General features: G+C 68.9%; 16 protein-coding genes. 14 read left to right on the forward strand and 2 right to left on the reverse strand.

Annotated elements, in window-relative coordinates; genetic code table 11:
- Nucleotides 1-14 precede the first annotated feature (14 nt).
- The 14 genes from IM776_RS12025 (at nucleotide 15) to csrA (ending at nucleotide 11,009) form a co-directional block, all read left to right on the forward strand.
- Nucleotides 15-467, forward strand: coding sequence for a flagellar hook assembly protein FlgD (locus tag IM776_RS12025; RefSeq protein ID WP_194420330.1), 453 nt, complete (start codon nucleotides 15-17; stop codon nucleotides 465-467).
- A 22-nt stretch (nucleotides 468-489) separates the two neighbouring features.
- Nucleotides 490-1,662 (forward strand): flagellar hook protein FlgE, encoded by a 1,173-nt coding sequence (locus tag IM776_RS12030; protein ID WP_194420331.1) that lies wholly within the window; start codon nucleotides 490-492, stop codon nucleotides 1,660-1,662.
- Between the two features lie 189 nt (nucleotides 1,663-1,851).
- Nucleotides 1,852-2,091, forward strand: coding sequence for a flagellar FlbD family protein (locus IM776_RS12035; protein ID WP_194420332.1), 240 nt, complete (start codon nucleotides 1,852-1,854; stop codon nucleotides 2,089-2,091).
- Nucleotides 2,091-2,900 carry a motility protein A gene (locus IM776_RS12040; RefSeq protein WP_194420333.1) on the forward strand — a complete coding sequence of 270 codons (810 nt, stop codon included), beginning with the start codon at nucleotides 2,091-2,093 and terminating at the stop codon, nucleotides 2,898-2,900. Before IM776_RS12035 ends, IM776_RS12040 begins: the two co-directional genes overlap by 1 nt.
- Nucleotides 2,897-3,703 (forward strand): OmpA/MotB family protein, encoded by an 807-nt coding sequence (locus IM776_RS12045; protein ID WP_194420334.1) that lies wholly within the window; start codon nucleotides 2,897-2,899, stop codon nucleotides 3,701-3,703. The genes IM776_RS12040 and IM776_RS12045 overlap by 4 nt, the downstream gene beginning before the upstream one ends.
- Nucleotides 3,704-3,753: 50 nt before the next feature.
- Nucleotides 3,754-4,692 carry a flagellar motor switch protein FliM gene (locus IM776_RS12050; protein ID WP_194420335.1) on the forward strand — a complete coding sequence of 313 codons (939 nt, stop codon included), beginning with the start codon at nucleotides 3,754-3,756 and terminating at the stop codon, nucleotides 4,690-4,692.
- On the forward strand, nucleotides 4,689-5,348 hold the full coding sequence (gene fliN, locus IM776_RS12055) for a flagellar motor switch protein FliN (protein WP_194420336.1): 660 nt from the start codon (nucleotides 4,689-4,691) through the stop codon (nucleotides 5,346-5,348). The genes IM776_RS12050 and fliN overlap by 4 nt, the downstream gene beginning before the upstream one ends.
- 23 nt (nucleotides 5,349-5,371) lie before the next feature.
- Nucleotides 5,372-5,842 carry a flagellar biosynthetic protein FliO gene (gene fliO / locus IM776_RS12060; protein WP_228479987.1) on the forward strand — a complete coding sequence of 157 codons (471 nt, stop codon included), beginning with the start codon at nucleotides 5,372-5,374 and terminating at the stop codon, nucleotides 5,840-5,842.
- Entirely contained in the window at nucleotides 5,839-6,540 is a 702-nt protein-coding gene (gene fliP / locus IM776_RS12065) for a flagellar type III secretion system pore protein FliP (RefSeq protein WP_194420337.1), read from the forward strand. Before fliO ends, fliP begins: the two co-directional genes overlap by 4 nt.
- Entirely contained in the window at nucleotides 6,537-6,812 is a 276-nt protein-coding gene (gene fliQ, locus IM776_RS12070; RefSeq protein ID WP_194420338.1) for a flagellar biosynthesis protein FliQ, read from the forward strand. The genes fliP and fliQ overlap by 4 nt, the downstream gene beginning before the upstream one ends.
- 1 nt (nucleotide 6,813) lies before the next feature.
- A complete protein-coding gene (locus IM776_RS12075; protein WP_194420339.1) occupies nucleotides 6,814-7,575 on the forward strand; it encodes a flagellar biosynthetic protein FliR in 762 nt (253 codons plus the stop codon).
- The gene (locus IM776_RS12080; RefSeq protein ID WP_194420340.1) at nucleotides 7,572-8,660 is read left to right on the forward strand and encodes an EscU/YscU/HrcU family type III secretion system export apparatus switch protein; all 1,089 of its coding nucleotides are present in this window, start codon (nucleotides 7,572-7,574) and stop codon (nucleotides 8,658-8,660) included. The genes IM776_RS12075 and IM776_RS12080 overlap by 4 nt, the downstream gene beginning before the upstream one ends.
- Nucleotides 8,657-10,726 carry a flagellar biosynthesis protein FlhA gene (locus IM776_RS12085; RefSeq protein WP_194420341.1) on the forward strand — a complete coding sequence of 690 codons (2,070 nt, stop codon included), beginning with the start codon at nucleotides 8,657-8,659 and terminating at the stop codon, nucleotides 10,724-10,726. Before IM776_RS12080 ends, IM776_RS12085 begins: the two co-directional genes overlap by 4 nt.
- A 31-nt stretch (nucleotides 10,727-10,757) precedes the next feature.
- A complete protein-coding gene (gene csrA / locus IM776_RS15910) occupies nucleotides 10,758-11,009 on the forward strand; it encodes a carbon storage regulator CsrA (protein ID WP_194420342.1) in 252 nt (83 codons plus the stop codon).
- 169 nt (nucleotides 11,010-11,178) lie between these two features.
- On the opposite strand, the gene tsaE is transcribed toward csrA, so the two are convergent.
- Nucleotides 11,179-11,679: a tRNA (adenosine(37)-N6)-threonylcarbamoyltransferase complex ATPase subunit type 1 TsaE gene (tsaE, locus tag IM776_RS12095; RefSeq protein ID WP_323740968.1), complete on the reverse strand. Its 501-nt coding sequence runs from the start codon at nucleotides 11,677-11,679 to the stop codon at nucleotides 11,179-11,181.
- Entirely contained in the window at nucleotides 11,676-12,743 is a 1,068-nt protein-coding gene (alr, locus tag IM776_RS12100) for an alanine racemase (RefSeq protein WP_194422636.1), read from the reverse strand. Before alr ends, tsaE begins: the two co-directional genes overlap by 4 nt.
- Nucleotides 12,744-12,748: the final 5 nt, after the last annotated feature.

Below are 12,748 nucleotides of genomic sequence, written 5' to 3' on the forward strand. Positions count from 1 at the left end.
TCCGAGAGGAACCCATGACCACTGTCGACGCGATCTCCGCGGCATCCACCGTGCCCACGGCCGGTCTGCAGACCGGCGCAACGACCCCTGCAACCGAGCGCAAGCAGACGCTCGATTCCGAGGTGTTCCTGAAGCTGCTCGTGACGCAGCTGACCAACCAGGACCCGAGCTCCCCCATGAACACGAATGAGATGATCGCGCAGACCACTCAGCTCGCCTCCATGGAGCAGCTCACCTCACTCAGCACGACGACCAACGAGAACTTCGCTCTCAGCATGCGGCAGACCGCGGCGACGCTGATCGGCCAGGAAGCCCAGTACGTCGACGCCGACGGCGTCGAGCAGTCCGGCATCGTCACTTCGGTGTCGTTCAGCAGCGCAGTTCCCATGGTCACCATCGGCGACAAGGCCGTGCCGCTGGACGCCGTCTCCGGCCTGACCCTCGTCTCCAAGACCACCCGATCCTGACCCACCCAAGAAAGGCACCATCATGCTCCGCTCCCTTTTCTCCGGCATCTCGGGTCTGCGCTCGCACCAGACCATGCTCGACGTCACCGGCAACAACATCGCCAACGTCAACACCACGGGCTTCAAGGCCTCCGCCGTACAGTTCCAGGACTCCCTCTCGCAGCTTCTGCAGAACTCGATGATGCCGCAGCAGGGCGCCGGCGGTCAGAACCCCGCCCAGGTCGGCCTCGGCGTACAGGTCGCCGGCATCAGCACCAACTTCGCCGCCGGCGCCCCGCAGCCCACCGGCGTTCCGACCGACCTCATGATCTCCGGTGACGGCTTCTTCATCGTGCAGTCCGGCGGTGAGACGCTCTACACCCGCAACGGCGGATTCTCGTTCGACACCAACGGCCAGCTCGTCACCGCCGACGGCGCGCTCGTGCAGGGGTGGACCGCTCAGGACGGCGCCATCACCCCCGGTCAGGGCCTGGGAAGCATCACCCTTCCGGTCGGCGCATTGAGCCCTGCCACTCCGTCGACGGCGGCGAAGGTCACGGGCAACCTGCCGTCGGATGCCGCGGAGAACGACGTGCTGGTCCGCGACGTGCAGGTGTACGGCGCCGACGGCACCGAGTCCTCGCTCCGCCTCACCTTCACCCGCACGACGACCGGCTGGGACGTCACAGAAGCCGACGGCACCGGGAACGCCACGCTCACATTCGCCTCCGACGGTACGCAGACCGGCGGCCCCATCTCGCTGACCACCTCCAACGGCATCACGGTCGACCTGTCCGCGATCACCGGCTTCGCCGAGGTGAGCGACATCAAGATCTCGGAGCAGAACGGCAAGCCGGCCGGAGTCCTCAGCTCGTACGCGCTGACGAACGACGGCAGCCTCGTCGGCACGTTCAGCAACGGTGAGACCGAGGTGCTGGCCCGGATCGCCCTGGCCGGATTCGTGAACCCCGGCGGCCTCGAGAAGGCCGGCTCCTCGCAGTTCCGGGCGAGCGCCAACTCCGGTCAGGCCACGATCGGCTCGGCGGGCGCCGACGGCCTCGGCGGCATCATCAGCGGTGCGCTGGAGATGTCGAACGTCGATCTGTCGCAGGAGTTCACGAACCTCATCGTCGCCCAGCGCGGCTTCCAGGCGAACGCGCGCATCATCACCACCAGCGACGAGGTGCTCCAGGAGCTGACGAACCTGAAGCGCTGACCCGCTCTCAGAACCCGGCAGGAGGGCTGCCCGCGAAAGCGGGCGGCCCTCCTGCTTCGTGTCTGGTGCCCACTCGACGCCGCATCGCCCTAACGCGCAGCGATCAGCGGTCGACAGTCACCAACGATGGCCCAGGATGGGCTGTCAGTCCTCACGGATTGAGGGCATGAAGTTTCCAGGATGGAGCCCATGATCGTCGTCACGCGCCTGAACCAGACTCGGTTCGCGCTGAATCCTGACCTGATCGAGCGGATCCAGGCCTCCCCCGACACCACCATCGTCCTGGTGGATGCCGCGACCTTCGTCGTCACCGAGACGATGGACGAGGTGATCGCGAAGATCACCCGCTACCGCGCCGGCGTTCTCGCGGCGGCCGCGAACTGGTCCGGCGACATCTCCCACGCTGACGACGCAGAGGCGGTGCACTGATGGACCCGTCACTGATCATCGGCCTCGTCCTCGCCTTCGGCGCGCTGCTGGCCATGATCAACATGGAGGGCGCCTCGGTGATGTCCCTCCTGCTGCCGGCGCCGATGATCCTCGTCTTCGGCGGCACGATCGCCGTGGGCGTCGCCACCGGTACCGTCCGCGACTTCATCCACGCGTTCAAGGCTGTGCCCCGCGCGTTCCGCGGCGACCGGCGCACGGCCCACAGCATGATCGACCCGATCGTCGGCTACGCCGAGAAGGCGCGCTCCGAGGGCCTCCTCGCCCTCGAGCAGTCGCTCGTCGACGAGAAGGACCCGTTCCTGCGCCAGTCGCTGCAGAGCATCGCCGACGGCGTCGACGCCGAAGAGCTGCGCACCCTGATGGAGGACGAGATCACCTCTACCGCGGCGCGCAACCGCACGGCATCCAAGTTCTTCATGACCCTCGGCGGATTCGCGCCGACCGTCGGCATCGTCGGCACGGTGGTATCGCTGACGCACGTGCTCGAGAACCTCGACCAGCCCGACGAGCTGGGGCACATGATCGCCGCCGCTTTCGTCGCCACGCTGTGGGGTCTGCTGTCGGCCAACTTCATCTGGCTGCCCATCGGCGGCCGTCTCCAGCGTCTGGGTGAGCTGGAGGTCGAGCGGATGACCCTGGTGATGGAGGGCATGCTGGCCGTGCAGGCCGGCGCCCCGCCGCAGTTCGTCGGAGAGCGCCTGCGCGCGCTGGTCTCCGACCGTCCGCAGAAGAAATCCAGCCGCAGGGGTGCGGACAAAGGGGCAGCGGATCCGGCTCTGACGCCATGAGCGTGCGAGCGCGACGACAGGTCCCGCACGACGAGCACAGCGGGCCCGATGAGCGCTGGATGGCGTCGTACCTCGACATGGTCACGGTCCTCATGTGCCTGTTCATCGTGCTGTTCGCGATGTCCACGGTCGACCAGGAGAAGTTCGAGGCGCTCAGCGCATCGCTGGCCACCGGATTCGGACAGGACCCGTCGGAGTTCGCCGACGTGGCCGAGGGCGTGGTCGTCCCGCCGGAGCTCATCGACGAGGAGGGCGAACCCGCCGATCCCGACCTGGCCGCCGCCGTCAAGGAGTTCGACGATCTCTCCGCGCTGCGCGAGCGCCTGCGCGAGGCGCTCGCGCAGAACCACCTCGAGGCCGACGTCACCTTCACGATCGACGACCGCGGCCTGACGATCGGTCTCGTCAGCGCTGAGACGTTCTTCGACACCAACAGCACGAACCTCAGCGCCAAGGCCGTCGCCGTGCTCGACACGCTCGGCGGCGTGCTGGTCGACGTGCCCAACGAGATCTCGGTCGAGGGCCACGCAGACCACCGCGGGGCCGTCGCCCCGTTCCCGACGAACTGGGAGCTGTCCTCCGGGCGCTCCACCCAGGTTCTCCGCCACCTCGTCGAGGCGGGTGGCCTCCCGGCGAACAACGTCAAATCCGTCGGCTACGCCGACACCCGTCCGATCGCGGAAGGATCCAGCGCCGCGGCTCTCGCGAAGAACCGACGAGTCGACATCGTCGTCCTGTCTCAGGTCAAGGAGGAGGTGCGCAACCTCATCCCGTCCGTCCAGTCGTCCAAGTCCGGACCCTGACGACGGCCAGTCGCCTTACGCGCGTCCGTCACCGCCCGATAGTGGGGTTCGTGGTGATCGAGGACAGCGCGCGATCCGTCGTGCAAGCGGGAACGCCGGCAGGCACGTCTTCGTCGAACGCCGACATCGCGGTGTACGACTTCGAGAGGTCCGCCACGCTGTCGCGCGAGCACGCGCGTGCGCTGGAGCTGGCCTTCGAGACGTTCTCGCGCCAGTGGGCGGCCGACCTCTCCGCAAAGATCCGCGTCCGCGCGACGGTCAGCGTCGAAAACGTACGGATGCTGACCTACGGCGAGTACGCGCACGCGCTGCCCACCACCACCGCCCTGGTCGTGTGCGCATTCGCCGATTCGGCCGAGCGCATGATCGTGCAGTTCCCGTCGTCGGCCGCGACCGCCTGGATCGTGCAGATGGTCGGCGGACGCGCCACCGACGCGACCGAGGAGCGCACGTTCACGCCGATCGAGCAGGCTCTGATCGGCACCCTGATGCGGGATGTCATCGACCTGCTGACGAAGACGATGGACGGCCTGCTGCCGCAGGGCATCTCGATCACCGGCATCCAGTACAACTCGCAGTTCGCGCAGGTCGCCGCCGCCACAGAGCCCGTGATCGTCGCACAACTGAACATGCGGCTGGGCGGCCGCTCGGTGCCGGCGAGCATCATGCTGCCGGCATCCATCCTGACCGCTTTCCAGAACATCGCCCCCTCCGACCGGTCCGCGAGCCCTGAGCTCGTCCGCCGCCAGGTCGAGGAGACGCCGATCGAACTCGCCCTGCGTCTCAGTTCACGGACCATGCTCCCGCGCGATGTGCTCGGCCTCTCGGTCGGTGACATCGTGCCGCTGCCGCACTCCGCCGATCGACCGCTGCTGCTCCTCGCCGGAGATCAGCCGATCGCGACGGCCGCCGTCGGCACCTCCGGCGCCCGCCTCGCGTGCGTCGTCACCACCACCGTTTCCGACCCCGCCTCCGAGGAGTCCGCGTGACCAGCACCACCGCTTACGAATCCGCCATCGCCGCTGCCTTCGCGGCACGGCTCCCCACCGCGGCTCCCACCAGCATCCAGCCCTCGCGCTCATCGGGGGACACCGGCGACGCGGTCGTCGTCTCGTTCGTAGGAGAGGCCAGTGCAGAGCTGGCCGTCCAGATCCTCGACCCGCTCGTGCTCGTGGACGGCCTGCCGGACGCACCGCTGGCCGACCGGCTGCTCGATGCCCTGGAGGCCTCCACCAGCGCCCTCGGCCCCGGTGCCCTCGGCGAGGCACGCATCGGCGACGCCTCGGCGATCTTCTCGCACCCCGCGGCGCAGCTGTTCGATCTGCAGGACGAGACCGATCGTACGATCGGCCGCCTCGCCGTGCGCGTGACGCAGAGCCCTGCGAACGCCGCGACCTCATCGCGCCGGCTGCAGCGCATCGCCGGCGTCGAGATGGAGCTCACCGTCGAGATCGGCCGCACCCGCATGGCCGTGCGCGACGTGCTCGACCTCGAGCCGGGCCGCGTGGTCGAGCTCGACCGCTCCGCCGGAGCTCCCGCCGACGTGAAGCTCAACGGGCGCATCATCGCGCACGGCGAGATCGTCGTCGTCGACCAGGACTACGCCGTGCGCATCACGCGGATTCTCGAGAACGTCGAGGCCTGATTCTGGACGACCTGCTCGTTGCGCTGCGCGTCGCCCTCTCGCTGGCGGCGGTGCTCGGGCTGCTCTGGTTCCTGCAGCGCAGGTTCACGCGCAAGACGACGCGCCGCCGCGACGCCGAGGCGATCACGGTGCTCGGGCGCCAGAGTCTCGGCGCGAAGGCTCAGCTCGTCGTCGTGCAGACCGCCGACGCACGATACGTGCTCGGCGTCACCGAACACGGCGTGAACGTCGTCGACAAACTCGCGACGGTTGAGACGGCCGCGGTTGAGACGGGTGCCGTCGAGACCGGCGCTGCGGATGCCGCTGAAGAGGCGGATGCCCAGCCGCAGAGCGGCTCCTCGTTCGACAGCATCCTGGCCGGGGCGTCCGCAGCGCCGGCCCATGCGCCCGAGCTGCGCCGCCGCGTGCGACACCGCAACGATCCGCTGCGCGGCTCGATCATCTCCCCCGAAACCTGGCGCCAGACCGCCGAGGCCTTCCGGCGCTCACGATGAACGCGCTGCACCCGCTGAGTGTCGTGCCGCTTCTCACGATCGACATCAACGGCGTCGACGGCTCCCCCTCCGGGTCGATCCTCACGCTGCTCGGGATCACGCTGCTGTCGGTAGCGCCGGCGCTGCTGCTGATGATGTCGTCGTTCACGAAGATCTTCGTGGTGCTCGCGATGACCCGGAACGCACTCTCGCTTCCCAGCATCCCCCCGAACCAGGTGCTGGCGGGGCTCTCGCTGTTCCTCTCGCTGTTCATCATGTGGCCGGTGCTCACCGAGATCAACACGGTGGCCGTGCAGCCCTACATCGAGGGCTCGCTCACCTTCACGCAGGCATTCGACGTCGGCCAGGCGCCCTTGCAGGCATGGATGCTGGGATACACGCGCGAGGAGGACCTCGCGCTGATGTCGCGCATGGCAGGGCAGGACAATCCGGCAGACCCGGAGAGCGTGCCGCTGTACACGCTGATCCCGGCGTTCATGATCTCGGAGCTGCGGGCGGCTTTCATCATCGGATTCGTCATCTTCGTGCCGTTCCTCGTGATCGACCTCGTCGTCGCCGCGGCGCTGATGTCGATGGGCATGATGATGCTTCCGCCGGTGATGATCTCGCTGCCGTTCAAGATCCTGCTGTTCATCCTGGTCGACGGATGGGGGCTGATCATCAGATCGCTCCTGGAGAGCTACGGAGGGGTCGGATGAGCCCGGAGGCAGTTCTCGACATCGGCACGCAGGGCCTCATCATCGCGGCCAAGCTCGCCGCGCCCATTCTCATCACCGCGCTCGTCGTCGGCTTCGGCATCTCACTGCTGCAGTCGATCACCCAGGTGCAGGAGGTGACGCTGTCGTTCGTGCCGAAGATCGTCGCCGTCGCGATCGCGCTGCTGATCGCCGGCAACTGGATGATCGCCGAGATCATCGCCTTCACGAACGACATGTTCGACCGCATCCCGACGCTGCTGAGCGGCGGATGACGTGAACATCCCGATCGACTACGCGTGGCTCGAGGCGACCATGCTCGCCGCCGTGCGCATCACTGCGTTCATCGTGATCGCACCGCCGTTCTCCTACGGCGGCATCCCCATGCGCATCAAGGCGATGCTGGCGATCGGACTGTCCCTGGCGATGGGTGCGGCCGTGACGCCCGGATACGAGAATCTCGGCACGGGACCGTTCCTCGGCGCGCTGGTGGTTCAGGTGCTCACCGGCGCGCTCCTCGGGTTCCTCGTGATGCTCTGCTTCTCGGCATTGCAGTCCGCCGGAAACCTGATCGACGTGTTCGGCGGGTTCCAGCTCGCGCAGGCGTTCGACCCGCAGTCGATGATCAACGGCGCGCAGTTCACCCGGCTGTTCCACCTCGCAGCCCTTGCCCTGCTGTTCGCGTCCGGCGGGTACCAGGTCATCCTGGCCGGGCTCGCGCGCAGCTTCGAGGCGGTGCCGGTGAGCGGCATCTTCGAGGTGGCGGGGCCCGCCGAGCTGCTGGTGAACGGCGTCTCGCAGATGATGCTCGCGGCAGTGCAGATCGCGGGCCCGCTGGTCCTCGTGCTGTTCCTCGCCGATGTGGGCCTCGGCCTCATCACCCGCGTGGCGCCAGCCCTGAACGCCTTCGCGATGGGCTTCCCGGTGAAGATCCTGCTCACGCTGGTGCTGGCAGGGACCGTGTTCGTCGCCCTCCCCGGCCTCGTCGACGCCCTGACGTCAGAGGCGTTCCGCATGATGCGGGGGGTGCAGCAGTGAGCAACGACAGCGGCGAGCGCAGTGAGAAGGCCACGGACAAGCACCTCCGCGAAGCGCGCCAGAAAGGCCGGATCTCACGCAGCCAGGACCTCACGGCCTGGCTCGGGATCGGCGCGGCGGCGGTGGCGCTGCCCGCCGCGATCGTGGCGGGCGCGGCTGCCGGCACCGAGCAGCTGATCTCGCTCACCTCGATCGTGCACGCGCCGTCGACCTCGACCGCGCTCGGCGCGCTGGAGCTCGGGCTCGGCTCCGTGCTGCCCACGCTCGGCGTGATGCTCGCCGCCGTCGCCATCGTCACCCTGCTCGGCGCCGTGATCCAGGGCGGCGTGCACCCGCGCAAACTCGCGGGAAGGTTCGAGCAGTTCAACGTCGTGAACGGCGTCAAGCGCGTGTTCGGCCTGCAGGCCCTGTGGGAAGGCGCGAAGGCGCTGCTGAAGACCGCCGCGATCGGCCTGGCGTTGTGGATCGTGATCGCAGGTCTCGTTCCGGTGCTCTCGGCGAGCGGCTCGCACTCGCTCTCACGTCTGCTCGGCACCGCGAACGACGGCAGCACGGCGCTGCTGCAGACCGCGATCGCGGTTGGACTCGCACTCGCCGCGATCGACGTGTTCGTCGTGATGCGCCGCAACACCAAGCACACGCGCATGACCAAGCGCGAGGTGCGCGACGAGAACAAGAACTCCGAGGGCGACCCGCTGATCCGCCAGCAGCGCCGCTCGCGCCAGCTCGCGATCAGCCGCAACCGGATGATCGCCGCGGTCGCCGGTTCCGACGTCGTGCTGGTGAACCCGACGCACGTCGCCGTGGCGCTGAAGTACGAGGCCGGCAAGGCCGCTCCGAAGGTGGTTGCGAAGGGCACCGGACTGATCGCCGACCGCATCCGTCAGCGGGCGAAGTCGGCGGGCGTGCCCATGGTGCGGGAGATCTCGCTCGCTCGCGCGCTGTTCGCCGCGTGCGAGCTCGGCCAGGAGATCCCCGCAGATCTTTACAACGCCGTCGCCAGGGTGCTCGTGTTCGTCGACAGTCTCCGCAAGCGCGGTGCCGCCCGCGGCATCCATTCTCTTCCCTACCGGAGGACCGCATGAATCAACTGCTGAACAAGCTCGCGGTGCCGATCGGCGTGGTCGGCATCATCATGCTGCTCGTCGTGCCGATCCCGCCTTTCCTGCTGGACACCCTCATCATCCTGAACATCATGTTCGCGCTGCTGATCCTGCTGACGTCGATGTTCGTGAAGAAGCCGTTGGACTTCTCGGTGTTCCCGTCGCTCCTGCTGGTGGCGACGCTGTTCCGGCTCGGCCTGAACGTGGCATCCACGCGTCTGGTGCTCGGCGAGGCATATGCCGGCCAGGTGATCGAGGCGTTCGGCGCGATCGCGGTGGGTGGGTCGCTCATCATCGGCGCCGTGGTGTTCCTCATCCTCGTGGTCATCCAGTTCGTCGTGGTCACCAAGGGCGCCGAGCGCGTCGCCGAGGTGGGCGCGCGCTTCACCCTCGACGCGATGCCGGGCAAGCAGATGGCCATCGACGCCGACCTGAACGCGGGCCTCATCACCGATACGCAGGCGCGCGAGCGTCGCGCCGAGGTCGCCGCGGAGGCCGACTTCTACGGCGCGATGGACGGTGCGTCGAAGTTCGTCAAGGGCGACGCGATCGCCGGCCTGGTCATCATCATCATCAACCTCATCGGCGGCATCGCGATCGGCCTCGTCTCACACGGCATGGACATCGAGGAGGCCGTGAGCACTTACAGCCTCCTGACGATCGGCGATGGCCTGGTGACGCAGATCCCGGCGCTGCTGATGGCGGTGTCGACGGGCATGATCGTCACGCGGTCGAACGCCGAGGCCGAGATGGGCCAGGCCGCGACCGCGCAGCTGGGACAGTCCCGCAACGCGCTGATCATCGCCGGATGCGCGGCGATCGTCATGGGACTCATCCCCGGGATGCCGCTGCTGGTGTTCGTCACGATCGGCGCGCTGCTGCTGCTCGCGGCGCAGCGGGTGAAGGCCTCGCAGGCGCGGGCTTCTGCCGAGGCGGCCGTCGCCGCAGGGCCTGACGGTTCGCCGTCGCCGGAGCAGCCGGAGGAGCTGATCGAGAAGATGCGCGTGCACGCGCTGGAGATCCAGCTCGCACCGAACATCGTCGATCTCGTGACGGGCGGCCCGGACGATCTGCTGGCCCGCGTAAAGGCGCTGCGGCGGCGCATCGCCCTCGACCTCGGCCTGGTGGTGCCGCCGGTGCGCACGCGCGACAGCATCGAGCTGCCGAACTCGACGTACGTCATCCGCATCGCCGGCGTCGAGACCGGGCGCGGCACCGCGCCTCCCGGATCCGTGCTCGCGCTCGGACAGGGCCTGGACTCGCTGCCGGGTCAGGCCGCCCTGGACCCGGTCTTCGGGCTGGAGGGCAAGTGGATCCCGATGGAGATGCGGCACAGCGCCGAGTTCTCCGGCGCGACGGTCATCGACCGCGCCAGCGTCATCATCACGCACCTGTCGAGCGTCATCCAGTCGAACGCCGCACGCCTGCTCAGCCGCGAGGATGTGCGCCAGCTCACGGATGCGCTCAAGCAGGTGTCGCCGGCCGCAGTCGAGGAGCTCACTCCGGCGCTGCTGTCGCTCGCCGAGGTGCAGCGGGTGCTGCAGGGGCTGCTCGCCGAGCGTGTGCCGATCAATGACCTCAGCCGGATCTACGAGGCGCTCGCGCTGCGCGCGAAGGCATCGACCGACCCTGACGGTCTGATCGAGGCGGCGCGTGTCGCGCTGGGGCCGGCGATCGCGGCGCGGTTCGCGGATGCCGGGACGCTGCGCGTCATCATGATCAACCCGCTGCTGGAGCAGGCGATGCTCGAGAATCTGCGGGCGAGCGATGACGGACCGCAGATCGTGTTCGACCCGCAGCGGCTCGAGGGGGTCATCGAGTCGGTGAAGCAGGCTGTGGCCGGCGTCACCGACGGCGAGCCGGTGCTCGTATGCGCGCCGACGCTGCGAGCTGCTGTGCGGCGGCTGGTGTCGGCGCAGACCGACGGACTGCCGGTGCTGTCGTACAACGAGGCGACCGCTGCCGCCCTGACGATCGAGACGGTTGGCGTCGTGCGCGACAGCCCCGCGCTGTCGGCGCCGGTGAACCCCGCGGTGGGTACGCTGTAGTCGCCGATCCTCGAGCCGGTAGGCTGAACTCGTGCTGGTGTTGACGAGGCGGATCGGTGAGAGCGTACGCATCGACGGCGAAATCGAGGTGACGCTGCTCGACATCAAGGGCGACAGCGTGCGCATCGGCGTCAAGGCACCGCGCGAGACCCGCATCCAGCGGTCCGAGATCGTGGATGCCGTCGTCGCCGAGAACGTCTCGGCCGCAGCGGATTCCGGAGCCGATGCCGAGAAGGCGATCTTCGAGGCGCTGGCCAAGCGCCGGGAGTCGCAGGAGCCGTAGGGGTCCTGGGCGGCTTCGACTCGCTGCGCTCGCTCAGCCCGTTTCGTCTTCGGCGGCTCCGCCGCCTCCGCTCAACGCCCCGCGCAGGCGTCCCCGGCGGGCTCCCGCGCAGGGGCGCCCCCGCGGGTCGTTGAGCGAGCGGAGCGAGACGAAACGCGTTGAGCGAGCGTCAGCGAGCCGAAACGTCCCCCGCCGCGACGCGCTCGATCGTCACGACCCGAGGTGCATCGGCATCCAGATCCTCGTCGGCGACGCCCTCCGCGCCGCCGACCGGACGCTCCAGCTCGATGTCCCACCAGGCATCGGCGATCGAGGCGGCCATGTCGCGCCCCCACTCGATCACGACGACCGAGCCGGCGAGGTCGACGTCGAGGTCGTCGAGCTCCGCGGCCGAGCCCAGACGATACGCGTCGACGTGCACGAGCGGCGCCCGGCCGACCAGCGACGGATGCGTGCGGGCGATCACGAACGTCGGGCTCTGCACGGGTCCGCGCACGCCGAGGCCCTGCGCGAGCCCGCGCGTGAAGGTCGTCTTGCCGGCGCCGAGCGGCCCGGTCAGCACCAGCAGATCGCCGGCGACGAGCTGCTCGCCGATGACGAACCCGAGGCGCTCCATCTCGTCCGCGGTCGCGATCTCGCGGCGGCCGAGGAAGGCGGGATCAACACTCACGAGTTGCTCCGCGGCACGCGGTTGCCGATGCGGGCGACGATCTCGTAGTTGATCGTGCTCGCCGCGTTCGCCCACTCCGTCGCCGACGGCACGCCGAGGGTCGGGTCGCCGAACAGCACCACCTCGTCGCCCACCGCGACATGCGCATCGCCGACGTCGACGACGAACTGGTCCATCGCGACGCGGCCGGCCACGGTGAAGCGCTGACCGTTGATCACGACGGGGCCGCGGCCCGATGCCTGCCGAGGGATGCCGTCCGCATACCCGAGCGGAACGAGGGCGAGGGTGGTGTCGCGGTTCGTGCGGTGGTCGTAGCCGTACGAGACGCCGGAGCCCGCGGGCACCCGTCGCACGGCGGCGACTGCTCCGCGCAGAGTCATGGCGGGCCGCAGGCCGAGCTCGGCGGACGAGCGGTCATCGAACGGCGAGAGCCCGTAGAGGCCGATGCCGATGCGGACGGCGTCGAGCCGTGTCTCGGGCAGGTCGATCGCGGCGGCCGTGGCGGCGATGTGGCGGATCTCCGGATGGATACCTGCCGACGCCGCGGCCCTCGTCCCCTCCTCGAACCGGGCGAGTGCTGCCCGGTCGTCGGCGGGCGAGGTGTTCGAGACGTGGCTGAAGAGCCCGACGATGCGGATGCGGCCGATGCGCTCGAGCCGCGCCGCTTCGGCGAAGACGCGACCCCAGTCGCCCGGTGCGATGCCGTTGCGCGAGAGGCCCGTCTCGAGCTTCAGGTGCACCGCCACATCCCCACCCGCGACGGCGCCTGCGGCCTCGAGCTGGTCGAACGAGGAGATGCCGAGCTCGATGCCTTCTGCGGCGGCGGCCTCGAAGCGCTCGCCCGGCTGGTGCAGCCAGGCGATGATCGGGGCGTTGATGCCCTGCCGGCGCAGGTCGACGGCCTCGGCGATGTCGGCGACGCCGAGTCTGGTCGCTCCGCCGGAGAGCGCGGCGACGGCGGATGCCGCGGCACCGTGCCCGTACCCGTTCGCCTTGACCACGGCGATGACCTCGACGCCGGTGAGGCGGCGCAGGTGGCGAGTGTTGTCTGCGATGGCATCCATCTCGA

The sequence above is a fragment of the Microbacterium abyssi genome, from assembly GCF_015277895.1.
GTDB classification, from domain to species: domain Bacteria; phylum Actinomycetota; class Actinomycetes; order Actinomycetales; family Microbacteriaceae; genus Microbacterium; species Microbacterium abyssi.